Source organism: Nocardia sp. NPDC051052 (genome assembly GCF_044456045.1).
Classification (GTDB): Bacteria; Actinomycetota; Actinomycetes; order Mycobacteriales; family Mycobacteriaceae; genus Nocardia.
Map to the genome: position 1 here is coordinate 157,907 of NZ_JBITFL010000012.1, position 24,647 is coordinate 182,553.

Consider the following 24,647-nt stretch of genomic DNA (forward strand, 5'->3'; position numbering starts at 1 on the left):
CCGGTTATGACAATATTGTCGGTCGTGAGCACCGGCCGGTCCTTTGATCCCTCCGCTATGCCCACCGTCACCATGATCGGCGGTGGTCAGTTGGCGCGCATGACGCATCAGGCCGCGATCGCGCTCGGCCAGCGGCTTCGCGTGCTCGCCGAGCATCCGGACGATCCGGCGGCCCAGGTCAGCCCCGAGGTCGTGTTCGGCAGCCACACGGATCTGACCGCGCTGCGCAAGGCCGCGATCGGGTCGCACGCGCTGACCTTCGACCACGAGGGCGTGCCGACCGAACATCTCGAGGCGCTGGTCGCCGAGGGCGTGAACGTGCAGCCGCCGCCGCGCGCGCTGATCTTCGCGCAGGACAAGCTGGCCATGCGGGTCAAGCTGTCCGAGCTCGGCCTGCCGGTGCCCGCGTTCGCGCCGGTGGGTTCGGTGGCCGACGTGGTGCGCTTCGGCGACGAGCAGGACTGGCGAATCGTGCTCAAAGCGGTGCGTGGCGGTTACGACGGTCGCGGCGTGTGGATGCCCGAGTCGGCGGATGAGGCCGCGGCGATCGTGACCGAGCAGCTCGCGCACGGCGCGCAGCTCCTCGCCGAGGCGAAGGTGGATCTGAAGCGCGAATTGTCGGCGATGGTGGCGCGTTCGCCGTTCGGGCAGGCCGCGACCTGGCCGGTGGTGGAGACCGTGCAGCGCAACGGCCAGTGCGCCGTGGTGATCGCGCCCGCGCCGGATCTCGACGACGATCTGGCCGCCGAGGCGGAGACGTTGGCGCTCAACCTGGCCAAGGAGCTCGGTGTGGTCGGCGCGATGGCCGTGGAGTTGTTCGAAACCCACGACGGCACGCTGCTGATCAACGAGCTGGCGATGCGCCCGCACAACTCCGGGCACTGGGGCATGGACGGTGCCCGCACCGGCCAGTTCGAGCAGCATCTGCGCGCGGTGCTGGATTACCCGCTCGGCGACACCTGCCCGTTGGCCCCGGTCACCGTGATGGCCAACATTCTCGGCGCCGCCGCGGCGCCCGCGATGTCGATGGACGAGCGTCTGCATCATCTCTTCGCGCGGATGCCCGACGCCAAGGTGCACATGTACGGCAAGGGCGAACGCCCCGACCGCAAGATCGGGCACATCAACATTCTCGGTGACGAGGTCGCCGTGGTGCGGGAACGAGCTGAGCGCGCGGCACAGTGGATGTCGCACGCGGTATGGACCGATGGATGGGATCCCCATGAGTGAGCAAGGCGCGCACGGCCCGCAGGTTGGCCTGATCATGGGCAGCGACTCCGACTGGCCAACCATGGAGGCCGCCGCGGAGGCGTTGGCGGAGTTCGGCATTCGCTTCGAGGTCGGCGTCGTCTCGGCACACCGCACCCCCCAGCGCATGCTCGACTACGCCCGCGAAGCCGCCGATCGCGGCCTGCAGGTCATCATCGCCGGCGCGGGCGGCGCCGCCCACCTCCCCGGCATGGTCGCCTCCGCGACCCCCCTCCCCGTCATCGGCGTCCCCGTCCCCCTCAAATACCTCGACGGCATGGACTCGCTGCTCTCCATAGTCCAAATGCCCGCAGGCGTCCCCGTAGCCACGGTCTCCATCGGCGGCGCCCGCAACGCCGGCCTCCTGGCCGTCCGCATCCTCGCCGCCCACGACGCACCCCTGCGCACCCGCATGCAACAGTTCCAAGCGGGCCTGGAAAAGATGGTCCTCGAAAAAGACCAAGCCCTCCGCACCAAACTCCTCGGCTGATCAGCGGTTGCGACTGCCTACCCGCAGCGCCGCAACGGATTCCACGAGGCCCGCACTATCGAGGGCATCGAGCACGTCCTCGATAGTCTCCGGCGGATTGGTGTGCGAATCCGCAATCTGCTGGATGCAGGCCCAAACCACGCGATCATCGAGGTCGATCTGGTCGAGCAGAAAGTCGTCTGGACTCTTTGCCTCGATGTTCCAGGAGGCCAACACATCTAGTGGGAAGTCCGCGAGATTGGAAGTGACGATGACCTGTGCGCCGACTTTGATCGCCGCCGCGAGGACGTGCCGATCATCCGGGTCGGGCAGCTTCAGGCCATCGATCAGTGGCTCGTAGCCGTCGACCCGGCAGTCCGGGACCGCATCGTTCATAAGTCTGCGCAGCCGGGTGAGTTTCTCGGTCGGGATGTCCGGCCGTTTGGCCGCCAGGTTTGTCAGGGCCTCGTCGAGGATCTTGTCGGTCCACTCGGCTTGGATCACGCCAGACCTGGCGAGTCGAATGAGCAGGTCTCGCAAAGCATTTCCGTAGAGGACGTTGGCGTCGTACACCACGACGAAGACCATGTTCAGATGCCGAGGTCTTGACCGAGGGTGGCCAGCTCATCTGCCGCAGCCTTGCTCTTTGCCTCATTCTGCTGCTGGTACGCCTTGAGGTCCTCATACCGGATCCGACGATGCCTGCCGACAAGACGGAATGGAATCTCGCCGGCTTCCAGCAGCGTGACCACATAGGGTCGGGAGACGTTCAACATATCTGCCGCTTGCTGCGTGGTGAACTCCGCGTGCGAGGGGACCACCGACACACCGCGACCGTCGGCGGCCTGGGCCAGGATGAACGCCAGGAGGCTGACAGCCTGTCGGGGCAGGACCAAGGCATCCTCACCGGAGTGCTCCTGGGTAACCCGGATGTTCTGTTCGGTGGGGTGCTGCATGAGGTAGTCCTTGATCCTCCGCATTGCGCGGGCGGCTACGTCGGCATCGATCTCCCCAGGTGCAGTGCGCTTTGCGGCCTGCATGTTCACCATGACAACCACCTCCTCATTCGCAGTATACGAAACAAACGAAATATTCGAAAGGGGCCGCGTTGGGTTGGTCAGGGGGTTGGGCTCGCTACGGTGGGGTGGTGACTACTGGGGATGGGCGGGTTCGGGGTGGGGAGGACAACACTCGGTTTCGGCTGACTGTTGTTGATCAGGCGTTGCGGTTGTTTGCCGAGAAGGGGTATGAGGCGACGACTGTTGAGGAGATCGCGGAGGCGGCGGGGATTTCGCGGCGGACGTTCTTCCGGCAGTTTCGGTCTAAAGAGGATGTGATCTTCGCCGATCACGAGTCGCAGTTGGCGCAGGCGGCGGAGTTTCTCGGGGCGTCGCGGGGCGATCCGTGGGACACGGTGTGCGAGGCCGTTGTTCAGGTGTTCGAGCGGTTCACCCAGTGGCGGGAGATCGCGGAGCGGCGATATCACGTGGTGCGGCGGGTGCCCGCGCTGCGCGAGCGCGAGATCGTGACGGTGTTCCGGTATGAGCGGCTGTTCACCGATTATCTGCGGGATCGGCTGCCGGAGGTGCCGGATCTGGCCCGGGTGCAGTACACCGCCGCGGTGACCGCGACGCACAACTATCTGCTGCGCCGCATGGTGCGCGGTGAGTCGGACGCGGGTGCGGCGGATCTGCGCGTCGAACTCGCCGCGATTCCGCGCGGCCCGGGACGACGCGCGGGTGCCGATGAGCTGGTGGTCGCGGTGTTCCCGCGCGACACCCCACCCCGGCAGGTCGCCGATCTGGTGGCACGCAAACTCGGTAGTCTTTGAGCTAGGTCAGTGCGACCAATCTGACACTGGGTGCCAGGAAGAATCCGCACGTTGCGGCCGTTCCTGGGCGTACACTGGATGACAATGTGGCACTGAGTGCCGACATGTACCGACGACCAGGAGTGAGCCCCATGGCGGGAAACCCCGATTTCGACCTGTTCAAGCTCGAGGACTTCCACGACGAACTGCGTGCGGCCATCCGCGGTCTTGCGGAGAAGGAGATCGCTCCGCACGCGAAGGACGTCGACGGCAACGCGCGCTTCCCGGAGGAGGCGCTCACCGCGCTCAACGCCGCGGGCTTCAACGCGGTGCACGTGCCGGAGGCTTACGGCGGTCAGGGCGCCGACTCGGTGGCCACCTGCATCGTGATCGAAGAGGTCGCCCGCGTCTGCGGTTCCTCCTCGCTCATCCCCGCGGTCAACAAGCTCGGCACCATGGGCCTGATCCTCAACGGCTCCGAGGACCTCAAGCAGCAGGTGCTCGCCGACATCGTCAACGGCGAGATGGCCTCCTACGCGCTGTCCGAGCGCGAGGCCGGTTCCGACGCCGCCAGCATGCGCACCCGCGCGAAGCAGGAGGGCGACGACTGGATCCTCAACGGCTCCAAGTGCTGGATCACCAACGGCGGCAAGTCTTCCTGGTACACCGTGATGGCGGTGACCGATGCGGACAAGGGCGCCAACGGTATTTCGGCGTTCCTGGTGCACAAGGACGACGAGGGTTTCGTGGTCGGCCCGCTCGAGCACAAGCTCGGCATCAAGGGATCGCCCACCGCGGAACTGTATTTCGAGAACTGCCGGGTGCCGGGTGACCGCATCGTCGGCGAGCCGGGCACCGGCTTCAAGACCGCGCTGCAGACCCTCGACCACACCCGCCCGACCATCGGCGCGCAGGCCGTCGGCCTCGCGCAGGGCGCGCTGGACGCGGCCATCGCCTACACCAAGGACCGCAAGCAGTTCGGCAAGGCCATCGCCGACTTCCAGAACACCCAGTTCATGATCGCCGACATGGCGATGAAGATCGAGGCCGCCCGCCTCATGGTCTACACCTCGGCCGCCCGCGCCGAGCGCGGCGAGAAGAACCTCGGCTTCATCTCCGCTGCCGCGAAGTGTTTCGCCTCCGATGTCGCGATGGAGGTGACCACCAACGCCGTTCAGCTGTTCGGTGGCGCCGGCTACACCACCGACTTCCCGGTGGAGCGGATGATGCGCGACGCGAAGATTACCCAGATCTACGAGGGCACCAACCAGATCCAGCGGCTCGTCATGTCGCGCGCGCTGTTGCGCTGACGTCTTGACAGCGAGGGCCCCGAACGCGAACCGCGTTCGGGGCCTTGCTATTCGAGGGCATGACGTTCAAGGCCGGCACGCACCGTATGCGCTCAGCCGACCAGGTCGGCGTACTCGCGGTGTTCGCCGATGTACTTCTCGACGTACCAGCAGGTTGGGATGACGGTATAGCCGTTGTCGCGTGAGTCCTTCAGCGCGTATTCGACGACCTCGGCCGCGACGCCACGGCCGCGGAATTCCGGGAAGGTCATGGTGTGATGGAAGTCGCGGATTTTCGGGTTGTCGCGCTGGGCGTAGTCGGCGTAGCCCGCGAGGGTGTCGTCGAGGTAGATCTCGAAACGAGTGTCGGCGACGTTGTGCTCGAGCCTGGTGGTCATGATCTGGTGAAACTCCTTCACGGTCGGGAATGTTCCGTGGGCTAAAGAATCGCGCCTGGATTGAGGATGCCGTGCGGGTCGAGGGCGTCCTTGATGCGGTGGGTCAATGCCATCACATCGGCGCCGAGCTGATCCGGCAGCCACGCCTTCTTCAGCCGCCCCACGCCGTGCTCGCCGGTGATGGTGCCACCGAGCGCGATCGCCAGGTCCATGATCTCGCCGAAGGCGCGGTGCGCGCGCTCGGTCATCGCGGCGTCGTCCGGGTCGTGCACGATCAGCGGGTGGGTGTTGCCGTCTCCGGCGTGCGCGATCACCGAAACCATCACGTCGTTGCGTTCCGCGATCTCGGCGACGCCACGCACCAGGTCACCTAGTCGCGGCAGTGGCACGCCGACGTCTTCGAGCAGCAGCGTGCCCAGCTTTTCCACCGCGGGAATGGCGAAACGGCGTGCCGCGGTGAAGGCTTCGCCCTCCTCCGGATCCTCGGTGTGGAAAACCTCTGCCGCGCCGGCTTTTTCACACGCGGCGACCATGATTTCGGCTTCGCGCCTGGCAAATTCGCCCGGCGCGTCCGAACGGGCGACCAGCAATGCGGCGGCTTTGCGATCCAGCCCCATCCGCAGCTCGTCCTCGACCGCGTTGATCGACACCGAATCCATGAATTCCAGCATGGAGGGCCGCAATTCGCCGGTGATCGCGAGAATCGCGTCGACGGCGGCAGACAGTGTCGCGAAGGTCGCGACGACCGTGCTCTGCGGCGGTTGCGCGGGTAGCAGGCGCAGCGTCAGCTCGGTGATGATGCCGAGCGTGCCCTCGCTGCCGACGAAAAGCTTGGTCAGCGACAGCCCCGCCGAATCCTTGAGCCGTGGTCCGCCGAGCCGCAGCACCGTCCCGTCGGCGAGCACCACCTCCATGCCGAGCACGTAATCGGTTGTCACGCCGTACTTCACGCAGCACAGCCCGCCCGCGTTGGTGGCCGCGTTCCCGCCGATCGAGCAGATCTCGAACGACGACGGGTCGGGCGGATACCAAAGCCCATGCTCGGCGACCGCACGTTTCACCTCGGCGTTCAGCAGGCCGGGCTGCACCACAGCGGTCCTGGTGACCGGGTCGATCGCGATCGCCCGCATCCGCTCGGTGCTCAGCACGAGGCCGCCGTCCACCGCGGTGGCACCGCCGGAAAGACCGGAGCCGGCGCCGCGCGGCACCACCGCGATCCGCCGCTCGTGCGCCCAGCGCAGGGTCGCCGCGACATCGTCGGTGCTGGTCGCGCGCACCACGGCGACTGGCGTGCCCGCGTCTGGATCCCGCGCCCAGTCCTGCCGGTAGCTCGCGAGCAGGTCGGGGTCGGTGACTACGGCGCCATCGGGTAGTCCATCGATCAGGTCATGCAGCTCCACAACCCCACGCTAGCCGCCCGGGCGGCCAGGCCACGCAAGCCACCGAATCTGATGTCACCCGCCCCAGTGGTGTTCGGGCCGGTTCGAGATAAGAACGCCGAGAGGGGCTTGCTGTTCAGGGCATCGAGTTCTCCCGGCACCACAGCGGCGGCGCGGTTCACTTTGCGGACACCTGCCGCTGGCAGGCTGGCCGCGTGCACGAGCTGGCGAAAACCACCGACACGGTCGCCGACCGGTTCACCCGATGGTGCGAGGCCGTGGTCGCGCGGCTGCCGTGGGGTCTGCATCGGCTTGTCGCCCCGACCTTCCTCGGCTTCGCGCTGATCAACAGCTTTACGTTCGCCGTCGACCTGCTGCTGCTCACTATTTTCCACGGCTGGTGGGGCTTGCCCGTCTGGCTGTCGGTCACCATCGCCTACATCTGCGCGTTCGGGCTCAGTTTCGTGCTCAACCGCACCTTCAACTTCCACTCGCACGCGCCGGTCGGCCAACAGGCCGCGGTGTACGGGGTGGTCGTCGCGATCAACTACGTCGCGTTCATCCTCGGCGTCGGCAGCGGTCTCACCGCGCTCGGTCTCGAATACCACCTGTCCCGGCTGCTGGCGGGCGCCTGTGAGGCCGTCTACATGTACAGCGCGATGCGCTGGGTCGTGTTCCGCCGCGAGCCGAAGCCCGAACTTGCACCTCACGCGACGTGAGGTCATAGCGTCGTAGGTGTGGCGAACACCAACGGATACGTCAAGGTCGGCGAGCTGGCCACGGCGACCGGGCTGACCGTGCGCACCCTGCACTACTACGACGAGATCGGCCTGCTCTCGCCCTCGGGCCGCAGCGGCGCCGGGCACCGGTTGTATTCGAACGCTGACGTACAGCGGCTGTACCGGATCGGCCTGCTGCGCAATCTCGGCCTGCGGTTGGACGAGGTGGCGGCGGCCCTCGACGAGCCCGCTTGGGATCTGTCCGGCGTGATGCTCCGGCACGCGGCCGAACTCGATCGCAGGCTGGCCGTCGGTCACCGGCTGCGTCAGCGACTCATCACGATGGCCGCCACCGTCACCGCTCGCCGCAGCCTCGAAACACGGGAGCTGCTGGACACATTGGAGGACATGGCCATGCTCGACACCAAGATTCAGCGTCGCATCCCGACGCTCGTCTACCGCGATATCGCCGCCGCCCACGAGTATCTGACCACCGTGTTCGGCATGGAACCCGGCCGGATCAGCAGGGGCGAGGACGGCACCGTGCACCACGCGGAGATCACCGCCGGGGACGGCGTGATCTGGTTGCACGCGGTCTCCGAGCAGTTCAAGCTGCAGTCGCCGATCACCCTCGGCGCCTGTACCGAGGGGATGTCGATCGTCGTCGAGGACGTGGACGCGCACTTCCGGCACGCGCGGGCGGCGGGCGCCGAGATTCTGTACGAGCCCACCGACCAGTTCTACGGATATCGCGACTACAGCGCGCGTGACCTCGAGCAGCGGCTGTGGTCGTTCATGACGCCGCTCGACTGATCAGTACCTCGGTCCGGTCGCCGTCGACGACGATCGCGTCGTCGTCGGTGAGTGCCCAGTGTGCGATGCCTGCCGCGCGATAGGACTCGGCGAGCTCGCCGCATTCGCCGGTCGGGTCGGTGGGGGAGTCGACGTGGGGCACGATCCGGCGATCGACCAAACCCAGTCCGTCCCAGCGGGGTTCGATACCGCACGTGGGCGCGACCTCGGCGGGATCGTCCACCGACTCGATCCCGTGCAGGTCGGGGGTCAGCACGCAGGCGCCCGCGCTGTAGCCCGCGTACACCAGGGCATCGGCGGCGAGGAGCTTGGGGAGCACGACATCGGCTCCACTGCGGGCGAATTGGGCGCGCAGCACGAAGGTGTTGCCGCCGCGCACCCACAGCAGCGGGAACGAAGCCAGTGTGCGCTCCAATTCCGCTGAGCCGTCGACGAAATCGCGTAGGTCCACCGTTTCGGGCGCGTAGCCCAGCTTGCGCAGCGGCACCATGTCGCTGGTGATCGCCGCCTGCCACGCCTCGGGCCACGCGTCACAAGCATTGGGAATCAACGCGACTCGGCCCGGCTCGCCGGTCAACGCCGCGAGCCGATCGTAGTGCGCCCCGAATCGGTAGCTGGACAGGAAGAGTCGCACCGGATCTCAGAAGGTGAAGGCCAGGTTGCGGACCAACCGCTGCCCGAGCTCCTCGTCACCGGTGATGACGATCGCATCCGGGTGCTCGTCCGCGGTGGTGCGTCCGCCGCCGAGCCGAACGAAAAGCTCCGACGGCAACTGGATTTCGACGGTGGCGGGCTCGTCGAACGAGTCCACATAGCCTGCGCGTTCCGCCACCTGGATGTGCAGTGTCCTGGCCAGCGACCCGGTCAGGGCCAAGGTAATCCGCGAACCCTCCGGCGCCCCACCCTTTTTCACCACTACCCGCGGCACGCTGCCCAGGAACTCGGCGAACCCCAGCTCGCCACGGGGCCCACCCTCCTCGACCTGAACGTCGAGCGCGTCGGCGAGGTCGAGTTCGTGCATCCAGCAGTCGAACAGTCGCACCCGCATGAACCGGCCGTAGCTGACCGGCCCGATCGGGGACTGGGTTTGCGCCTGCCATTCCTCATCGCCCATGGCGGCCAAAGCTTTCCGCCTGCGCTCGACGGTCTCGCGGAACACTTCTAGCAGCCGGACGCCGGACATCGGCCGCAACCTATCCACCCAGATCTCGTTGAACACCGCGGTCTCGTTGCGGACATGCGGCAGCGTGCTCACATCGGTCTTCGCGGTGAGCGGGTCGTGCGGCGGCGGGCGCTCGCCGAGCAGCCACGATTCGCTCCCCACGACATGCGCGACCACATCGAACACGGTCCAGCCGGGCAGCGCGGTCGTTGCCCGCCACTGGTTTTCGTCGATGTCGGCGACCAGCGCGGCGATCGCGTCCCACTGTTCGGACAGCCGGGCCGTCAGCTCGGTGCGGTCCAGTGTCGGGTCGGTCATTCCTGCGCTCCTTTGTCCGGGTCTTCCATGCCCAATTTTGCACCGAGGCCCGGCTTTTCGTCGCGCTCCAGCGCGGCGATGCCGCCCTGGATGGCGGCCGCGGTGGACTGTGCGTCGTGCGGGCGGCGCAGCACCACCCCGGCCGCGAACCGGAACTTGTCGCCGTGCCGGCGCGGGATCACGTGCAAATGGACGTGCGGGACCGTTTGAAAGGCGGCCGTACCGTCGTTGAGCAGCAGGTTGGCGCCGTCGGCGGCCAGGGTGCTTCGCCGGACGGCCAGCGCGAGCCGGTGCCCGGCGCGGAACACGTACGCGCCCAGCTCGGCGTCGAGATCCTCGAGCTCGGTGGCGTGCTGTTTCGGCACCACCAGCATGTGGCCGCGGGCAATCGGGCGGATATCGAGGAAGGCGCAGAGGGTGTCGTCCTCGTACACCTTTGTTGCCGGGGCCTCGCCGGCCACGATGCGGCAGAAGACGCAGTCGGTCACACCGCAGGACCTTACGGTGTACGAGCGGCGCGGAACAGCCCCGCGCGCGAAACGCCCATGACGCACGTCACTATTCGCGCCCGCGACCACGCCCTGACCTGCTGACGAACCTAGAGGTAAGCAAGGGACCTGCTGGTTCGCTCTTGTCGCGGTCACCGGCAGCGACAAACATCAGTACCGGCGCTCATCCGAACGGCCGACAGCGCGAGAGGTGACCACGATGTTCGCGACGACCTGCCGAATCCGGCAAACCGGCGGAATCAGGCATGATCTTGTGACGGGCGTCTCAGCGGTCTGCACAAAACGGCAGGTACAGTAGCGAGGATTTGAGCGACCTTACTCTGAAGTAACATCGTCCGGTCGTCCATCTGATGCCTGAAGCTCAGCACGAGAAGGAACTGACATAGTGGAGACAACGCAGAGCGTAGGCGACGAGTCGCCACGCGGCGCGCGTGTCGGAGTCGTTCGCGAGTCCAACGCGGGCGAACGACGTGTCGCATTGGTGCCGAAGATCATTCCGACCCTGCTGAAGCAGGGCGTGCAGGTGGTGATCGAGTCCGGCGCCGGGCTCGGCGCACTCATTCCCGACAGCGCCTACGAGGCGGCGGGCGCGACGATCGGCGATCCGTGGTCGGCCGAGGTGGTCGTGAAGGTGGCCCCGCCCAGCGACGCCGAGGTGGCCAAGCTGTCCAGTGGTCAGACCCTCATCGGCTTCCTGGCGCCGCGCAACGCGGACAACCAGATCGGCAAGCTGAAAACCGCTGGCGTGCAAGCGTTCGCGGTGGAGGCGATCCCGCGCATCTCGCGTGCGCAGGTGCTGGACGCGCTGTCGTCGCAGGCCAACGTCGCCGGTTACAAGGCCGTGCTGCTCGCCGCGTCGGAGTCGACCCGCTTCTTCCCGATGCTCACCACCGCGGCGGGCACGGTGAAGCCCGCCACGGTGCTGGTGCTCGGCGTCGGTGTCGCCGGCCTGCAGGCGCTGGCCACGGCCAAGCGCCTCGGCGGCCGCACCACGGGCTACGACGTGCGGCCCGAGGTCGCCGATCAGGTGCGTTCGGTCGGTGCCCAGTGGCTCGATCTCGGCATCGATGCCGCAGGCGAGGGCGGGTACGCCCGCGAGCTCACCGACGAGGAAAAGGCGAAGCAGCAGCAGGCGTTGGAGGACGCGATCAAGGGCTTCGACGTGGTGATCACCACCGCGCTGGTGCCCGGCCGCCCCGCGCCGCGACTGGTGACCGCCGCCGCGGTGGCGGGCATGAAGCCCGGCAGCGTGATCGTCGACCTGGCCGGGGAGACCGGCGGCAACTGCGAGCTCACCGAGCCCGGTGAGGTCGTGGTCAAGCACCAGGTCACCATCGCCTCGCCGTTGAACCTGCCCGCGACCATGCCGGAGCACGCTTCAGAGCTGTACTCGAAGAACATTTCGGCACTGCTGGAACTGATGCTGGTGGACGGCAAGCTCGCGCCGGACTTCAGTGATCAGGTGCTCGCCGATTCCTGCGTGACACGTGAGGTGGAAGCCTGATGTACACCGAACTGCTCGCGAATATCGCGATCCTGGTCTTGTCCGGGTTCGTCGGATTCGCCGTCATCTCCAAGGTGCCCAACACCCTGCACACCCCACTCATGTCCGGTACCAACGCCATTCACGGCATCGTCGTGCTCGGCGCGCTGGTCACCCTGGGCAACGTGCAGGACCCGTCGATCCTGACCCAGATCATCCTGTTCGTCGCCGTGGTGTTCGGAACCCTCAATGTCATCGGTGGTTTCGTGGTGACCGACCGCATGCTCGGCATGTTCAAGGGCAAAAAAGCAGCCCCGGTGAAGGCGGAGAAGTGATGCATACCTTCGACAACGTGTCCTACCTGGTCAACGGCCTCTACATCATCGCCTTCGGCATGTTCATCTACGGCCTGATGGGCCTGACCGGCCCGAAGACCGCGGTGCGCGGCAACCTGATCGCCGCGGTAGGCATGTTCATCGCCGTGGTCGCGACGCTGATCTCGGTGCGCCACACCAGCAACTGGATCCTGATCGTCGCCGGTCTGGTGGTCGGTATCGCGCTCGGTGTGCCGCCGGCCCGGTTCACCAAGATGACCGCCATGCCGCAGCTGGTCGCCGCGTTCAACGGCGTCGGCGGTGGCACGGTCGCGCTCATCGCGTGGTCGGAATTCATCAACAGCCAAGGCTTTTCGCACTTCGACGAAGAGCCGACCGTGCACATCGTGGTCGGCTCGCTGTTCGCGGCGATCATCGGCTCGATCTCGTTCTGGGGCTCGCTGATCGCGTTCGGCAAGCTGCAGGAGATCCTGCCCGGTCGTCCGCTCGGGCTCGGCAAGCTGCAGCAGCCGCTGAATCTGCTGTTGCTGATCGGTGCGATCGCCGCGGCGGTGGTGATCGGCATCGGCGCCACCAATGATGGTGTGTCCCAACTGTGGATGATCGCGGTGCTGGTGCTGGCCGGCGTGCTCGGTCTCGCGGTGGTGCTGCCGATCGGCGGCGCGGACATGCCCGTTGTCATCTCCTTGCTCAACGCGTTGACCGGATTGTCGGCCGCCGCAGCGGGTTTGGCGTTGAACAACACCGCGATGATCGTGGCGGGCATGATCGTCGGCGCGTCCGGCACCATCCTGACCAACCTGATGGCCAAGGCCATGAACCGGTCCATCCCGGCCATCGTGGCGGGCGGATTCGGTGGCGGCGGAACGGCTCCCGGCGCCAGCGGCGACGGCGAGGCCAAGCAGGCCAAGGCCACCTCCGCCGCCGACGCGGCGATCCAGATGGCCTACGCCAACCAGGTCATCGTGGTCCCCGGCTACGGCATGGCGGTGGCCCAGGCCCAGCACGCGGTCAAGGAAATGGCGGCGCTGCTCGAAGCCAAGGGCGTCGAGGTCAAGTACGCCATCCACCCGGTCGCGGGTCGCATGCCCGGTCACATGAACGTGCTGCTCGCCGAGGCCGAGGTCCCCTATGACGCGCTCAAGGAAATGGACGACATCAACGGCGAGTTCTCCCGCACCGATGTCGCGCTGGTCATCGGCGCCAACGACGTCACCAACCCGGCCGCCCGGGAGGACGCCAGCAGCCCGATCTACGGCATGCCGGTGCTCAACGTCGACCAGGCCAAGAGCGTCATCGTGCTCAAGCGCTCGATGAACTCCGGCTTCGCGGGCATCGACAACCCGCTCTTCTACGCCGACACCACCTCGATGTTGTTCGGCGACGCGAAGAAGTCCGTCGGCGCGGTCACCGAGGAACTGAAGGCGCTGTAAGGCAGCTGGACCTAATCGCCTCAGGGGGAAACAGCTATGTCGCAGGGCTTTCCGCCGCCCACCGAAACCGAGGACGGCGCAACGGGTCTCGAGGTCACGGTGCCGGTGCGCCGGAAACCGTGGCAAGCACGCTGGATCGTCAAGCTCGCCGTGCTCGTCGTCGGGGTGGCGGTGTGCCTGGTCGTCGGCGTCTTCCTCAACATGAAATCGGCGCCGGGCGAAGCCAAGATCACGGCCGGGAGCTGCGCGAAGGTGTGGGGCGCGACCAGTGCCGCGGAACTCGCGCAGGCCGACTGCGCCGACCCGGACGCCAACTACCGAGTGGCGCTGCGGGTGGACAACGACGTCGACACCTGCCCGAGCCCCGATTACGCCTACTACAAGCGGTCAGGCCCGGACGGATACCGGTTGTGCCTGACGCTCAACGCGGCCGAGCACGACTGCTTCGAGGACCTGCCCGGTTTCGTCAGCCCGAAGACGGCCTGCGGCCCGCACAGCTACCAGGTGAGCAGGATCGTCCATGGCACCATGGATCGCCTGCTGTGCGGGGTGGACACCAGAGCGCAATGGGGCCTCGTCTATTCGACGCCGGAGCCGACCACGATCTGCGTGCGTGCGGTCGGAAGATGATCGTCCACGATTTAATTTGCTGGACACGGCGGGCCGGTAACCCTGATCATGCTCGGAGTGTCCTCTCGTAATGAGCCGCTTCGGTTGATCGACCCGAGCGCACCCTCGGCCGATCTCGCCGAGCGGCTGCCGTGGGCTGTCACCGTCGACTCCGCCTACTCGACCCGCGACGCGATCGACGCCCTCGCGGTGACGCCGTTCCTGCGCGGCGATCAACCCTGCGCGCACATCGCGCGGTTCGAACGGATCAACCCGGAGGCGCTGCTCCGCCCCGAATACGGCCAGGTGGTGCGGTCGGTGCAGGAGGAGGAGAGCACCGCGACCCTGGTGGTCGGCACCGGCTGGTCGTTGCGCGCCATCCGCTGGTCGGGCGGGTCGGCGATGGTCGAGGTCACCGCCGAGACCGACGAGCTGGCCGCCACCGTGCTCGCCGAGTCGATCAAGGGCGCGGCCGCGCAGCCCGAGGTGGGCGAGACCATCGAGATGGGCTTCTGGCACATGGCAGGCCACGGGCCGCAGCGCCGCGGCCACGCCATCTCGGCACCGGAGTGGCCGACGATCCGCGGCAACTACCCCGAGGATGTCGCGGGCGCCATGGACCGGCTGATGGCGTTGACGGCGGCGGACGTGCGCGGCCGTCTCGTGCTGCTGCACGGGCCGCCGGGCACCGGGAAGACCACCGCGCTGCGTGCGCTCGCGCGGGCGTGGGCGCCGTGGTGTCAATTCGACTGCGTGCTCGACCCCGAGGTGATGTTCGGCAAGCCCGGCTACCTGATGGACGTGGCGGCGGGCGTCGACGGCGACGACGACACCAAGCGCTGGCGCATGCTGGTGCTGGAGGACTGCGACGAGCTGATTCGCGGCGAGGCGAAAGAGACGGCGGGTCAGGGCCTTTCGCGGCTGCTCAACCTGACCGACGGCATGCTCGGCCAGGGCAGGGACGTGCTGGTCGCGATCACCACCAACGAGGACCTGTCCCGGCTGCACCCCGCCGTCACCCGGCCGGGCCGCTGCTTGGCCCAGCTCGAGGTCGGCCGGTTGTCACCCGCCGAGTCGGCGGCCTGGCTCGCCAGGGAACGTCGTCCGGATACGCCGGCCGATGCCGCCTGCCCGGACGGCGCGACGCTGGCGGAATTGGTGGCGCTGCGCGACGGCGACACCAAAATTCAATCGGTCAAGGATGATCCCATCAATTCGGGCCTCTATCTGTGACGAGGTAGGCAATCGGCGAGCACCCGGAATCCGGATCGATCGGCTAGATTCTGTGAGTTCGTCTGCCGTCGTGTGCGGTGGAATTGCTTTGAACCCTGGGGAGGGGAATCCATGACTACACCACCACCTAATTATCCGTATCCGGGGCAACCTGGTGGACAGGGCTACGGCCAGCCGGGTTATCCGCAGGCACCCGGCGCACAGGGGTATCAACCACAGCCGGGTTACGGCTATCCGCCACCGAACAACGGCTTTCCACCGAACAACGGATTTCCGCCGCCCAACGGTTTCCCGCCGCCCGGGCAGCCCGGATTTCCGCCAGGCAATTTTCCGCCGCCCGCGCCGCCGTCGCGGTCGGGTGGTCGCGGCAAAGCCATTTTCCTCACGATCGCCGTCGTGGTCGCGATCGGCCTGGTCATCGGGCTCGTCGTGCTGCTTCGCCCGGACGGCGACAAGGTCGCGGTCGGCGAGTGCGCGAAACTGTCCGGCACCACCTTCAAGGCCGAATTCGCTACCAAGGAGTGTGCCGACCCCGAGGCCAATTACGTGGTGGCGGAACGGATCGACGGCGCCAACAAGGATTGCGCGACCAAGGATTACGCCAGCTACTACCAGACCGGCGGCAAGGAATACACGCTCTGCCTTCGTCTCAATGTGAAGGAGGGTGACTGTGTCGACGGCAATACGCTCGGTGCCAGCACCAAGGTGCCGTGCACCGCGGCCGCCGACTACAAGATCGGCCGCATCGTTCTCGGCACGGCGAACAAGTCCGCGTGCGGCAGCAAGTACACCGAGGACAGCACCATCGTCTACCCGAAGCCGGACCCGATGACGCTGTGCTTGGTGCCGCCGAAATAGCTGCGGCTAGCTGGATTCGGCGCGGTCCGGAGCGACGACGCCTGCATAGCGGCAGCACACCAGCACCGCGATGAGCGGAACGGCGATCGCGGTGGTCAGCGGGACCACCGCGGTGAGCCAGCCGATCACCGCGGGCCCGGCCAGCAGGCCGAGATAGCCGAAGCTGAAGACGCGCGACATATCGGTCGCGGCCTTGCCGGAACCGAGATTGCCCGCGGCGGTGAATATCTGCGGGACGCTGCCGGACAGGCCGAGGCCCGTCAACGCCCAGCCGAGCAGGGTCAGCGGGATCCAGGGGGATGCCAGGATCACGGCCAGTCCGAGCGCCGAGATCAGCATGCCGTAGCGAACGACGGCGACCCGGCCGAATGCGCCGCTCACCCGATCGGTGGCCAGGCGGCCCGCGGTCATGGCGACCGAGAAGGCGCCGAAAGCCAGTGCGGCGGTGGCCGCGTCGGCGTCGAGGTGCTCGCGCATCTGCAGGGTGCTCCAGTCGCCTGCCACGCCCTCGGTGAGCAGCACCGCGAACGCGATCACGGCCAGCGCCAATACCTTCCGGCGGTGCTCGCGTCCGGTGGAGTCCGTTGGGGCCGCAGGTTTTTGGCGCAGGTGCTGCTCGGCTGCCGGGGGATCGGTGTCGCGGAGCAGTCGTGGCAGCGCCGCGAACGTCAGTGCCATGCAGGCGATCGCCGCCGATGCCAACGTCACTCGCAAATCCAGCCCGGCCCGCAAGGTCGCGGCACCTATCAGCGATCCGAGCAGGCCGCCGCCGGAGAAGAGCGCGTGAAAGGCGGCGATGATCGGGCGGCCGTAGGCCCGTTCCACATGCACCGCTTGGGTATTCATCGACACGTCCAGCGCGCCGTTGCCGAAACCGAAGCAGGCCAACGCGATCGCCAAGGCGACCGGGCCGGTAGCGAGGCCGGGCCCGATCACCGCCACGGACGCGATGATCGCGGCGGCGGCGACCAGGGTCCGGCTGCCGAACCGGTCGGCGAGCGGCCCCGCGATGCGCATGCCGACGATGCCCGCACCGGCCATCAGCAGGATGAACATCCCGAGCGTCGACTTCGAGACGCCGGTCCGATCGGTGATCGGCGGAATGTGCACAACCCACATGGCCAGCAGGAACCCGTTCAAGCCGAACACCGTGAACACGGCGGCCCGGGCCGTGCGGGTTGTTCGATCAGCCGTCGAAGTCACCATCGTCTCGACGGTACCGATGAGATTTCCGCGTGCGCCCCACCCCCTCGATGTCGGCAAAGACCGGCCCGACCTCGCGGGATCCGGGGCGGGACATCGTCGGCCCACCGGTCCGGAAGCCGGATCGCGTCGATGCGATCCGGCTCCACAGGTCGTCTGCACAGCCTCTACTTGTTCCAACCATCCACTAGCCCTGGATGTTCCAGATGCCGGTTGCGGCCGTCTCACGTGCGTACTCGGTGAAATCCTTTGGCTCACGGCCCAAAGCCCGGCGCACACCGTCGGCGGTCTTCGAGTTCCTGCCGTCCAAGATCGTGCCGAACAGGTAGTCGAGCAGGCTCACCACGTCGGCGGGCACCTGGTAATCGGTCAGTGCCGCAACGAAGTCCGTGCGCGAGACGGGGATGAAGGCGATGTCGCGCCCGGTCGCCTCGGCGATCTCCGCGACCGCCTCGGCGAAGGTGAGCGCGCGCGGCCCGGTCAACTCGTAGACCTCGCCTTGGTGCCCGTCCTCGGTGAGCGCGCGCACGGCGACGTCGGCGATGTCGTCGGCGTGCACGAACGGTTCCGGCACCGCACCGTTGGGCAGCGCCACCTCGCCCGCCAGGATGTAGTCGGTGAACGCGCCCTCGCTGAAGTTCTGCGCGAAGAAGGCGCACCGGACGATGGTCCAGTCGAGACCCGATTCCTGCACGATCTCCTCGCATTCCGCCGCCTCCGGCTCGCCGCGACCGGACAGCAGCACCAGCTTGCGCACGCCGCTCGCCTTCGCCGCGGCCGCGAACGCGCGCAGCGTCTCGGGGGCGCCGGGCACCGCGAGGTCGGGCTGGAACGCGACGTACGCGGAGTGCGCGCCGGCCAGTGCGGCGGCCCAGGTATCGCGGTCCTCCCAGCTGAACGGGATCTCGGCCGAGCGCGATCCGATCCGGATCGAGTGGCCCGTCTGCTCGAGCCGGGCGGCGACGCGGCTGCCGGTCTTGCCGGTCCCGCCGGTGACGAGGATGAGGTCGTTTGCGTTGCTGTTTGTCATTGTTCGAGTACATCGTCAGGGGGCTGGACGAGACATAGTTCAGCAGCTCATGACCATGCGTGATCGTCTACTGTGGATGACGTGGATGCGCTCGCCAGTCTGCTCGAAGGTCCACGTGCCCGCGGCGCGTTCGTCATGTGCTCGTTGCTGAAGCCGCCGTGGTCGCTGCGTATTCAGGACGAGGCGTCGCTCGCCGTGGTGTCGATGGTGCGCGGTGGCGCGTGGATCATGATGGACAAGAACGCGCCGCGCCAGCTGTGCGAAGGCGACGTCGCGATCTTCCGCGGACCCGACCACTACACGATCGCCGACGACCCGGCCACCGAGCCGGACATCGTCATCCATCCCGGCAACGTGACGAAGACACTCGACGGCGAAACCCTCTGCGAGACATTGAGTCTCGGCGTGCGCCAGTGGGGGACCGACGCCGATGGCGCCACCCTGATGGTGACCGGCACCTACGAGTCGGCGGGCGCGGCCAGCCAGCGCCTGCTGCGCGCGCTGCCGCAGGTCATCGTGCTGCAGCGCGGCGACTTCGACACCCGCCTGCTCGACATCCTGGTCGACGAGGCCGTCAAGGAGCAGCCCGCCCAGGGCGTCGTGCTCGACCGCCTGCTGGACATGGTGCTGATCGCCGCCCTGCGCGCCTGGTTCGCGCGCAACGACGCGCCCGCCTGGTACCACGCCTACAGCGACCCGCTGGTCGGCAAGGCGCTGCGACTGCTGCAACACAATCCGGCGCACGGCTGGACGGTGGCCAGCCTGGCCGAGGCCGTCGGGGTGTCCAGGGCCGCGCTGGCCCGCCGCTTCACCGACCTGGTCGGCGAGCCGCCGATGTCCTTTCTCACCGAATGGCGCCTCGCGCTGGCCGCCGACCTGCTCGCCGAATCCGACGCCACCATCGAATCCATCGCCCGCCAAGTGGGTTACGGCAGCGCCTTCGCGCTGAGCACCGCCTTCAAACGCCACTTCGGCGTGAGCCCGCGCGACCACCGCCAGGGCGCCACCCCCGCTGAGCTATCGTCGGCCGGGTGACGCAGCAGTATCCGGTCCTCTGGCCGATGCCGACCCGCTGGGCGGACAACGACCACTACGGTCACGTGAACAACGTGACCTACTACTCGTACTTCGACACGGCGGTCAACGCGTGGTTGATGCACGCCACCGGCACCGACATCCGTGACCTGCCCGCGCTCGGTGTGGTCGCCCAGACCTCGTGCCAATACGTCGGCTCGCTCAGCTTCCCGGATCAGCTGCAGGTCGGCCTGCGCATCTCGCGCCTCGGTCGCTCCAGCATCACCTACGACCTGGCCATCTTCCGCGACACCGACGGCGCACTCGAATTAGCCGCCACCGGCGTATTCGTGCACGTCTACGTCGACGCCGAAACCCGTAAGCCCGTAGAGATTCCGGCTGTCATCCGGACCGCCGCCAGCACCCTTGTCACCGACTGAAGGTGTGCGGCAACGGTTTTGTTGTTAGCGTCGATACCGCGGCCTGGGAGTGGCCGCGGTAGGACGTGCTTTCACCTCATGGGGGAATGTTGATAAATCGGCTGTTCGCTGCGCTGTTATCCGCCGCCGCATTAGTAGCGGGAAGTACCGGTTTTTCCGGTGCTTCGCCGGTGGGGGTGACGGTGCTGCCCCGGCCGGGTGGCCAATCCCCGGTCGGCACAACGACTCTGCACCTGGTCGACGCCGCGCGACCGGACCCGTTCAAGCCGGAGCGGTCTCGTGAGTTGATGGTGTCGGTGTTCTATCCGGCCGCTCAGATCGACAAGTACCCGCGGGCACACTACGCGTCGACCGTGCTGATCCCGGAACTCGAGAAGCGCTACGGTATCGAGCTGCCCGGCCTGCTCACCAACTCTTACAGCGGCGCACCCGCGCTCGCCGGATCGGCATATCCGGTGGTGCTGTTCACGCCGGGAGCGGGCGTCTCACGGGTGGAGAGCACCGGCCTGGCCGAGGATCTCGCCAGCAGGGGCTACGTGGTCGTGACCATCGACCACACCTATGAGGCGCAGCTGGTGGAGTTCCCCGGCGGCAGGTTGGTTCAATCCGCGCCGATGCCGGCATTCGACAAGGAAACCCGGCATCGATTCGCGGATGCCAGGATGCTCGATGTCCAGCTGGTCTTGAACTCCCTCACCGGACTGGCCCGCGGCGAAAACCCGGACGCCGAGCATCGCGACCTGCCCTCGGGCCTCGATCGTGCCCTCGACCTGGACCGGATCGGGCTGATCGGGCACTCGCTCGGCGGGTTCACCGCCGTCGAGTCGATGCACGACGACCGCCGCATCGACGCCGCGATCGATCTCGACGGGCAGATCGGCATCGACGAGGATTTCGGGCGCGCGGCCACCGACGGCGTCGACCGGCCGGTGCTTGTGCTGACAAGCCAGCAGATCAACGAGGTCGGCGACGCCGCGCCGTCGCTGGATGCCTTCTGGCACCACGGCACCGGCTGGAAACGTCAACTGATGCTGCGGGATTCGGCCCACTACGACTTCACCGATATGCCCGCGCTGGTGCCCGAGATCGCCCGGGCCGCCGCCAAGCGATACATCGGCCCCCTCCCCGCGGACCGCGCCACCACCCTGGTGCGCACCTACGTCGCGGCCATGTTCGACAAGTTCCTCCGCGACCGTTCCGGCACCGTCCTCGATCAGCCGCCGACCGACCCGGAGGTCGTCGTCGACCGCTGAGCTGGCTCAGCTTTGCAGGGCGGCCTGGAAGCGGCGCATGCCGTCGAGCCAGCGGTCGTAGTCGGTGCCCTTGTGGCGGTACATCTTCAGTACGTCGGGGTGCGGCAGGATGAGGAAGTGCTCGGCTTCGATGCCCGCGACGACGATCTCGGCGACCAGGTCGGCGGACAGCACCGGGCCCGCGGTCTTCACGGCCTTGACCGCGAGTTCGGCCTCGGCGGCGTGCTCGGGTGGGACCAGGCCGGTGTGCAGGAGCTGGGTGTCCACACCCATCGGGCAGACGCAGCTCACGCGAATGCCCTTGTCGCCGTAGGTGACCGACAGCCACTCGGCGAACCCGACCGCGGCATGCTTGGAGACCGCGTAGGGCGCGGACCCGAGCTGGGTGAGTAGGCCCGCCGCCGACGCGGTCGACACGAAATAGCCCGTGCCGCGGGTCAGCCAATCGGGCACCAGCAGCCGTGCGGCGCGAACATGCGCGAGTACGTTGACCTCCAACGCCGCCGCCCACTGCGCGTCGGTGCTGTCGAGCCCGGCGCCACCGCCGATGCCCGCGTTCGCGAAATAGAGGTCGACGGGGCCGAATTCGGATTCGGCGCGGTCGATCAGCACGCGGATCACCCGCTCGTCCGCGACGTCGCCGCCGACCCCGATCGCGGTGTCGCCCAGCGATTTAGCGATGCGGGTCGCTCCATCGGCGTTGAGGTCGGCCAGTACCACGCGCGCACCGCAGGCAACCAGCCTGCGGGCCAGCGCCTCGCCGATGCCCGCTCCGGCCCCCGTGACGATCGCGACCTTGCCCGAAATCTCCATTCCCGCACCCTAGCGGGGCCGCGCCGGCCCGCCGCCACGAATTCGGCAACCGGGGTAACCGGTCCGGAAGCCCGGTGCGGCGCTCAGGAACTCGCGCGCGAATATTCGGTCAGTTACCGCGCGACAGTCGATTCAACAGCGGCGCCGTGCGCGGGCCGACCAGTTCGCGCATCACCAGCGCCATGTTGGTGCGCTCGACGCCGGGAACCTTCAGTATCTGCCCGGCAATTCGATACAGGTCGTCGGCGTCCCTGGCGACCACCCGGACCGTGAGGTCGGTGAGCCCGGTCATGCCGCACACCTCAGTCACCTCGGGCACCTCGGCGAGTTCGTCTACGACAGAATCCAATTGGTGCTGATCGACGACCACCGCGACGAACGCGGACAGCGGGTAGCCGAGCGCGCGCGGCCGCACCCGGCGCTCGAAACTGCCGAGCACGCCGCCGGCCTCCCAGCGCGACAGCCGAGCCTGCACGGTGTTGCGGGACAGCCCGAGCCTTGCGGCCAGCTCCACGCCGGTGGCTCTGGGATTGGCGACCAGTTCCAGCAAAAGCCTGGCGTCGGTGGCGTCCAAGGTCACGTCGACGGCTTCTCTGGTCATGGAACGCAGTATGACATTGCGACTGGGGTAAGAATTGAGCATTCTGCGCATTCGCGTGTCGATCACTTGCGCAGTTCGCATTATCGTGGATGCTGTGAGGTAGAGCACACCGAAATGGTGAGGAGGCGGCTACCGATGCCAGACAAGGTCGAGTATCCGGTTCAATTGGTCCAGCCCGACGGTCGCCGTGTCCTCGATCGCGAGCACGCCGCACTGGTCGCCGACGTCGGGCCCGAGCAGCTACGTGCCCTATACGAGGATATGGTCGTCACCCGGCGGATCGACACCGAGGCGACCGCCCTGCAACGGCAGGGCCAACTCGGTCTATGGGCTCCGCTACTGGGGCAGGAGGCCACCCAGGTCGGTTCCGCCCACGCCTTGCACCCCGACGACTACGTGTTCTGCAGCTATCGGGAGGCCGCCGTCGCGTACTGCCGCGGCGTGCATCCCACCGAGCTCACCCGGCTCTGGCGCGGCGTGGCGCACTCCTGCTGGGACCCGAACGCGGTCAATATGACCAACCCGAACATCATCGTCGGCTCGCAGGGTTTGCACGCGACCGGCTACGCCTACGCCGCGCACCTGGACGGCGCCGAGATCGCGACCATCGCCTACTTCGGCGACGGCGCGAGCAGTCAGGGCGACATCGCCGAGGCACTCGGCTTCGCGGCGAGCTGGAGCGCCCCCGTGGTCTTCCTCTGCCAGAACAACCACTGGGCGATCAGCGAACCGGTCAACGTGCAGAGCCAGACCCCGATCGTGCGCCGGGCCTACGGCTACGGCATCCCGGGCGTGCAGGTCGACGGCAACGACGCGCTCGCGGTACTCGCCGTGACGCGGCAGGCGGTGGCCCGCGCCCGTTCCGGCGGCGGGCCGTCCTTCATCGAGGCGCTGACCTACCGGATGGGCCCGCACACCACCGCCGACGACCCCACCCGCTACCGCTCGTCCGCGGAGACCGAGCAGTGGGCCCGCCGCGATCCGATCGACCGGCTGCGCAGGCTGCTGGAACGAGAATCGCTGTCCGACTACGCGTTCGAGCGTCAGGTCGCCGAACGCGCCGATGAGGTCGCCCGCCAGGTGCGCACCTCGACCATCGAAATGCCCAACCCCGCACCGATGGACCTGTTCGACCACGTCTACACCACTCCGCACGCGCTCATCACCGAAGAGCGACGGGAGTACGCGGAATACCTGGCCGGCGATCCCAGCGAGGCGGCCGCGCGACCGGAAGGAGTCCCTTCATGATCACCACGTTCGCAGGTGCGCTCAACACCGGGCTGCGTCGCGCGCTGGAGGACGACCCCAAAGTTATCCTGATGGGCGAGGACATCGGTCGCCTCGGCGGCGTCTTCCGGGTCACCGACACCCTGCAGAAGGACTTCGGCAACAACCGGGTCGTCGATACCCCGCTCGCCGAATCCGGCATCGTCGGAACGGCTTTCGGCATGGCGCTGCGCGGCTACCGGCCGGTGTGTGAAATCCAGTTCGACGGATTCGTCTATCCCGCCTTCGATCAGATCGTCTCGCACGTGGCCAAGATCCACTACCGGACGCAGGGAAAGGTGAACGCGCCCCTCACGATTCGCATCCCGTTCGGCGGCGGGATCGGCTCGGTAGAGCACCATTCGGAATCGCCGGAAGCCTATTTCGCGCACACCGCCGGGTTGCGCGTGATGTCGCCGAGCAATCCCGCCGACGCGTATCTGATGATCCGCCAGGCGATCGCGTTGGACGATCCGGTCATCTTCTTCGAACCGAAGCGGCGTTACTGGGACAAGGCCGACATCGACTTCCTCGCGCTCGATCGCGACGGCGGCCTACCGCTCGACCGCGCCAGGGTGTGCACCGTCGGCTCGGACGCCACCGTCGTCGCCTATGGCGGCACCGTGGCCACGGCCCTGTCCGCCGCGAAAATCGCCGCCGAGGAAGGGCATTCGCTCGAGGTGATCGATCTGCGCAGCCTCTCGCCGATCGACTTCGACACCATCGAGGAGTCGGTCGCCAAGACCGGCAGGCTGATCGTCACCCACGAGGCGCCCGTTTTCGCCGGTCTCGGTGCCGAAATCGCCGCCAGGATCACCGAACGCTGCTTCTACCACCTGGAGGCGCCGGTGCTGCGCGTCGGCGGGTTCGACATCCCCTATCCCCCCGCTAAGCTCGAAAAGTTCCACCTGCCCGACCCCGACCGCATCCTCGCCGCGGTCGATCGAACGCTCGCCGCCTGA

General features: G+C 67.4%; 28 protein-coding genes. 17 read left to right on the forward strand and 11 right to left on the reverse strand.

Annotated features, from left to right (window positions below):
- Nucleotides 1-57 precede the first annotated feature (57 nt).
- Both ACIBCN_RS34405 and purE read left to right on the forward strand, forming a co-directional pair.
- A complete protein-coding gene (locus tag ACIBCN_RS34405; RefSeq protein ID WP_396995868.1) occupies nt 58-1,230 on the forward strand; it encodes a 5-(carboxyamino)imidazole ribonucleotide synthase in 1,173 nt (390 codons plus the stop codon).
- Nucleotides 1,223-1,738, forward strand: coding sequence for a 5-(carboxyamino)imidazole ribonucleotide mutase (purE, locus tag ACIBCN_RS34410; RefSeq protein WP_396995869.1), 516 nt, complete (start codon nt 1,223-1,225; stop codon nt 1,736-1,738). Before ACIBCN_RS34405 ends, purE begins: the two co-directional genes overlap by 8 nt.
- Here purE and ACIBCN_RS34415 read toward each other — a convergent pair whose 3' ends face one another.
- Together ACIBCN_RS34415 and ACIBCN_RS34420 are read right to left on the reverse strand one after the other, a co-directional pair.
- Nucleotides 1,739-2,305, reverse strand: coding sequence for a PIN domain-containing protein (locus ACIBCN_RS34415; protein ID WP_396995870.1), 567 nt, complete (start codon nt 2,303-2,305; stop codon nt 1,739-1,741). It abuts the gene before it with no gap.
- Between the two features lie 2 nt (nt 2,306-2,307).
- Nucleotides 2,308-2,766 carry a helix-turn-helix domain-containing protein gene (locus ACIBCN_RS34420; RefSeq protein WP_396995872.1) on the reverse strand — a complete coding sequence of 153 codons (459 nt, stop codon included), beginning with the start codon at nt 2,764-2,766 and terminating at the stop codon, nt 2,308-2,310.
- Between the two features lie 95 nt (nt 2,767-2,861).
- On the opposite strand from ACIBCN_RS34420, the gene ACIBCN_RS34425 reads away from it, so the two are divergent.
- Both ACIBCN_RS34425 and ACIBCN_RS34430 read left to right on the forward strand, forming a co-directional pair.
- Nucleotides 2,862-3,548, forward strand: coding sequence for a TetR family transcriptional regulator (locus tag ACIBCN_RS34425; protein ID WP_396995873.1), 687 nt, complete (start codon nt 2,862-2,864; stop codon nt 3,546-3,548).
- A 131-nt stretch (nt 3,549-3,679) separates the two neighbouring features.
- Nucleotides 3,680-4,837 (forward strand): acyl-CoA dehydrogenase, encoded by a 1,158-nt coding sequence (locus ACIBCN_RS34430; protein WP_396995874.1) that lies wholly within the window; start codon nt 3,680-3,682, stop codon nt 4,835-4,837.
- A gap of 92 nt (nt 4,838-4,929) precedes the next feature.
- Here ACIBCN_RS34430 and ACIBCN_RS34435 read toward each other — a convergent pair whose 3' ends face one another.
- A complete protein-coding gene (locus ACIBCN_RS34435) occupies nt 4,930-5,214 on the reverse strand; it encodes a GNAT family N-acetyltransferase (protein WP_396995876.1) in 285 nt (94 codons plus the stop codon).
- Nucleotides 5,215-5,255: 41 nt separating this feature from the next.
- Nucleotides 5,256-6,614 (reverse strand): FAD-binding oxidoreductase, encoded by a 1,359-nt coding sequence (locus ACIBCN_RS34440; protein ID WP_396995877.1) that lies wholly within the window; start codon nt 6,612-6,614, stop codon nt 5,256-5,258.
- A gap of 194 nt (nt 6,615-6,808) precedes the next feature.
- On the opposite strand from ACIBCN_RS34440, the gene ACIBCN_RS34445 reads away from it, so the two are divergent.
- Both ACIBCN_RS34445 and ACIBCN_RS34450 read left to right on the forward strand, forming a co-directional pair.
- Nucleotides 6,809-7,312 (forward strand): GtrA family protein, encoded by a 504-nt coding sequence (locus ACIBCN_RS34445; RefSeq protein WP_396995878.1) that lies wholly within the window; start codon nt 6,809-6,811, stop codon nt 7,310-7,312.
- 18 nt (nt 7,313-7,330) lie between these two features.
- Nucleotides 7,331-8,125 carry a MerR family transcriptional regulator gene (locus ACIBCN_RS34450; protein WP_396995880.1) on the forward strand — a complete coding sequence of 265 codons (795 nt, stop codon included), beginning with the start codon at nt 7,331-7,333 and terminating at the stop codon, nt 8,123-8,125.
- Here ACIBCN_RS34450 and ACIBCN_RS34455 read toward each other — a convergent pair.
- Genes ACIBCN_RS34455 through ACIBCN_RS34465 form a run of 3 tightly spaced genes read right to left on the reverse strand, consistent with a single transcriptional unit; the run spans nt 8,106 to nt 10,093 of the window.
- Complete coding sequence (locus ACIBCN_RS34455; protein ID WP_396995882.1) at nt 8,106-8,759, reverse strand: Type 1 glutamine amidotransferase-like domain-containing protein; 654 nt, start codon at nt 8,757-8,759, stop codon at nt 8,106-8,108. The two genes, ACIBCN_RS34450 and ACIBCN_RS34455, sit on opposite strands and share 20 nt — an antisense overlap.
- Nucleotides 8,760-8,765: 6 nt before the next feature.
- On the reverse strand, nt 8,766-9,605 hold the full coding sequence (locus ACIBCN_RS34460) for a maleylpyruvate isomerase family mycothiol-dependent enzyme (RefSeq protein WP_396995883.1): 840 nt from the start codon (nt 9,603-9,605) through the stop codon (nt 8,766-8,768).
- Nucleotides 9,602-10,093 carry an HIT family protein gene (locus tag ACIBCN_RS34465; RefSeq protein WP_396995885.1) on the reverse strand — a complete coding sequence of 164 codons (492 nt, stop codon included), beginning with the start codon at nt 10,091-10,093 and terminating at the stop codon, nt 9,602-9,604. The genes ACIBCN_RS34460 and ACIBCN_RS34465 overlap by 4 nt, the downstream gene beginning before the upstream one ends.
- A 406-nt stretch (nt 10,094-10,499) precedes the next feature.
- Here ACIBCN_RS34465 and ACIBCN_RS34470 point away from each other — a divergent pair, with 406 nt between their 5' ends.
- The 6 genes from ACIBCN_RS34470 to ACIBCN_RS34495 all read left to right on the forward strand — a co-directional run bounded on the left by ACIBCN_RS34470 (nt 10,500) and on the right by ACIBCN_RS34495 (nt 16,065).
- Nucleotides 10,500-11,618, forward strand: a complete 1,119-nt coding sequence (locus tag ACIBCN_RS34470) for a Re/Si-specific NAD(P)(+) transhydrogenase subunit alpha (protein WP_396995886.1) — start codon at nt 10,500-10,502, stop codon at nt 11,616-11,618.
- Complete coding sequence (locus ACIBCN_RS34475) at nt 11,618-11,932, forward strand: NAD(P) transhydrogenase subunit alpha (RefSeq protein ID WP_107654393.1); 315 nt, start codon at nt 11,618-11,620, stop codon at nt 11,930-11,932. The genes ACIBCN_RS34470 and ACIBCN_RS34475 overlap by 1 nt, the downstream gene beginning before the upstream one ends.
- Nucleotides 11,933-11,949: 17 nt before the next feature.
- Complete coding sequence (locus ACIBCN_RS34480) at nt 11,950-13,365, forward strand: NAD(P)(+) transhydrogenase (Re/Si-specific) subunit beta (protein ID WP_396995985.1); 1,416 nt, start codon at nt 11,950-11,952, stop codon at nt 13,363-13,365.
- 36 nt (nt 13,366-13,401) lie between these two features.
- The gene (locus ACIBCN_RS34485) at nt 13,402-13,995 is read left to right on the forward strand and encodes a hypothetical protein (RefSeq protein ID WP_396995887.1); all 594 of its coding nucleotides are present in this window, start codon (nt 13,402-13,404) and stop codon (nt 13,993-13,995) included.
- Between the two features lie 48 nt (nt 13,996-14,043).
- Nucleotides 14,044-15,207, forward strand: coding sequence for a DUF5925 domain-containing protein (locus tag ACIBCN_RS34490; protein WP_396995889.1), 1,164 nt, complete (start codon nt 14,044-14,046; stop codon nt 15,205-15,207).
- A 111-nt stretch (nt 15,208-15,318) separates the two neighbouring features.
- Nucleotides 15,319-16,065, forward strand: a complete 747-nt coding sequence (locus ACIBCN_RS34495; protein ID WP_396995890.1) for a hypothetical protein — start codon at nt 15,319-15,321, stop codon at nt 16,063-16,065.
- A 6-nt stretch (nt 16,066-16,071) separates the two neighbouring features.
- Here ACIBCN_RS34495 and ACIBCN_RS34500 read toward each other — a convergent pair whose 3' ends face one another.
- The gene (locus ACIBCN_RS34500; protein WP_396995892.1) at nt 16,072-17,271 is read right to left on the reverse strand and encodes an MFS transporter; all 1,200 of its coding nucleotides are present in this window, start codon (nt 17,269-17,271) and stop codon (nt 16,072-16,074) included.
- A gap of 184 nt (nt 17,272-17,455) precedes the next feature.
- On the reverse strand, nt 17,456-18,298 hold the full coding sequence (locus ACIBCN_RS34505; RefSeq protein WP_396995893.1) for an NAD(P)H-binding protein: 843 nt from the start codon (nt 18,296-18,298) through the stop codon (nt 17,456-17,458).
- 81 nt (nt 18,299-18,379) lie between these two features.
- Here ACIBCN_RS34505 and ACIBCN_RS34510 point away from each other — a divergent pair, with 81 nt between their 5' ends.
- From ACIBCN_RS34510 to ACIBCN_RS34520, 3 genes are all read left to right on the forward strand, one after another.
- A complete protein-coding gene (locus ACIBCN_RS34510; protein ID WP_396995894.1) occupies nt 18,380-19,333 on the forward strand; it encodes an AraC family transcriptional regulator in 954 nt (317 codons plus the stop codon).
- A 26-nt stretch (nt 19,334-19,359) separates the two neighbouring features.
- The gene (locus ACIBCN_RS34515; RefSeq protein WP_396995987.1) at nt 19,360-19,752 is read left to right on the forward strand and encodes an acyl-CoA thioesterase; all 393 of its coding nucleotides are present in this window, start codon (nt 19,360-19,362) and stop codon (nt 19,750-19,752) included.
- Nucleotides 19,753-19,838: 86 nt separating this feature from the next.
- Nucleotides 19,839-21,005: an alpha/beta hydrolase family protein gene (locus ACIBCN_RS34520; RefSeq protein ID WP_396995895.1), complete on the forward strand. Its 1,167-nt coding sequence runs from the start codon at nt 19,839-19,841 to the stop codon at nt 21,003-21,005.
- Nucleotides 21,006-21,011: 6 nt separating this feature from the next.
- On the opposite strand, the gene ACIBCN_RS34525 is transcribed toward ACIBCN_RS34520, so the two are convergent.
- Both ACIBCN_RS34525 and ACIBCN_RS34530 read right to left on the reverse strand, forming a co-directional pair.
- Nucleotides 21,012-21,818, reverse strand: a complete 807-nt coding sequence (locus tag ACIBCN_RS34525) for an SDR family oxidoreductase (protein WP_396995896.1) — start codon at nt 21,816-21,818, stop codon at nt 21,012-21,014.
- Nucleotides 21,819-21,927: 109 nt separating this feature from the next.
- Nucleotides 21,928-22,419: an Lrp/AsnC family transcriptional regulator gene (locus ACIBCN_RS34530; protein WP_396995897.1), complete on the reverse strand. Its 492-nt coding sequence runs from the start codon at nt 22,417-22,419 to the stop codon at nt 21,928-21,930.
- Between the two features lie 135 nt (nt 22,420-22,554).
- Between ACIBCN_RS34530 and pdhA the strand changes: the two genes are divergently transcribed.
- The gene (gene pdhA / locus ACIBCN_RS34535) at nt 22,555-23,667 is read left to right on the forward strand and encodes a pyruvate dehydrogenase (acetyl-transferring) E1 component subunit alpha (protein ID WP_396995898.1); all 1,113 of its coding nucleotides are present in this window, start codon (nt 22,555-22,557) and stop codon (nt 23,665-23,667) included.
- Nucleotides 23,664-24,647 carry an alpha-ketoacid dehydrogenase subunit beta gene (locus ACIBCN_RS34540; protein WP_396995899.1) on the forward strand — a complete coding sequence of 328 codons (984 nt, stop codon included), beginning with the start codon at nt 23,664-23,666 and terminating at the stop codon, nt 24,645-24,647. The genes pdhA and ACIBCN_RS34540 overlap by 4 nt, the downstream gene beginning before the upstream one ends.

Excerpts from the sequence above, each read along its gene's own strand:
- ACIBCN_RS34405 (WP_396995868.1), top strand. The coding sequence starts at position 58 with ATGCCCACCGTCACCATGATCGGCGGTGGTCAGTTGGCGCGCATGACG.
- purE (WP_396995869.1), top strand. The coding sequence starts at position 1,223 with ATGAGTGAGCAAGGCGCGCACGGCCCGCAGGTTGGCCTGATCATGGGC.
- ACIBCN_RS34415 (WP_396995870.1), bottom strand. The coding sequence starts at position 2,305 with ATGGTCTTCGTCGTGGTGTACGACGCCAACGTCCTCTACGGAAATGCT.
- ACIBCN_RS34420 (WP_396995872.1), bottom strand. The coding sequence starts at position 2,766 with ATGGTGAACATGCAGGCCGCAAAGCGCACTGCACCTGGGGAGATCGAT.
- ACIBCN_RS34430 (WP_396995874.1), top strand. The coding sequence starts at position 3,680 with ATGGCGGGAAACCCCGATTTCGACCTGTTCAAGCTCGAGGACTTCCAC.
- ACIBCN_RS34435 (WP_396995876.1), bottom strand. The coding sequence starts at position 5,214 with ATGACCACCAGGCTCGAGCACAACGTCGCCGACACTCGTTTCGAGATC.
- ACIBCN_RS34460 (WP_396995883.1), bottom strand. The coding sequence starts at position 9,605 with ATGACCGACCCGACACTGGACCGCACCGAGCTGACGGCCCGGCTGTCC.
- ACIBCN_RS34475 (WP_107654393.1), top strand. The coding sequence starts at position 11,618 with ATGTACACCGAACTGCTCGCGAATATCGCGATCCTGGTCTTGTCCGGG.
- ACIBCN_RS34485 (WP_396995887.1), top strand. The coding sequence starts at position 13,402 with ATGTCGCAGGGCTTTCCGCCGCCCACCGAAACCGAGGACGGCGCAACG.
- ACIBCN_RS34490 (WP_396995889.1), top strand. The coding sequence starts at position 14,044 with ATGCTCGGAGTGTCCTCTCGTAATGAGCCGCTTCGGTTGATCGACCCG.
- ACIBCN_RS34495 (WP_396995890.1), top strand. The coding sequence starts at position 15,319 with ATGACTACACCACCACCTAATTATCCGTATCCGGGGCAACCTGGTGGA.
- ACIBCN_RS34500 (WP_396995892.1), bottom strand. The coding sequence starts at position 17,271 with ATGGTGACTTCGACGGCTGATCGAACAACCCGCACGGCCCGGGCCGCC.
- ACIBCN_RS34505 (WP_396995893.1), bottom strand. The coding sequence starts at position 18,298 with ATGACAAACAGCAACGCAAACGACCTCATCCTCGTCACCGGCGGGACC.
- ACIBCN_RS34515 (WP_396995987.1), top strand. The coding sequence starts at position 19,360 with ATGCCGACCCGCTGGGCGGACAACGACCACTACGGTCACGTGAACAAC.
- ACIBCN_RS34520 (WP_396995895.1), top strand. The coding sequence starts at position 19,839 with ATGTTGATAAATCGGCTGTTCGCTGCGCTGTTATCCGCCGCCGCATTA.
- ACIBCN_RS34525 (WP_396995896.1), bottom strand. The coding sequence starts at position 21,818 with ATGGAGATTTCGGGCAAGGTCGCGATCGTCACGGGGGCCGGAGCGGGC.
- ACIBCN_RS34530 (WP_396995897.1), bottom strand. The coding sequence starts at position 22,419 with ATGACCAGAGAAGCCGTCGACGTGACCTTGGACGCCACCGACGCCAGG.
- pdhA (WP_396995898.1), top strand. The coding sequence starts at position 22,555 with ATGCCAGACAAGGTCGAGTATCCGGTTCAATTGGTCCAGCCCGACGGT.
- ACIBCN_RS34540 (WP_396995899.1), top strand. The coding sequence starts at position 23,664 with ATGATCACCACGTTCGCAGGTGCGCTCAACACCGGGCTGCGTCGCGCG.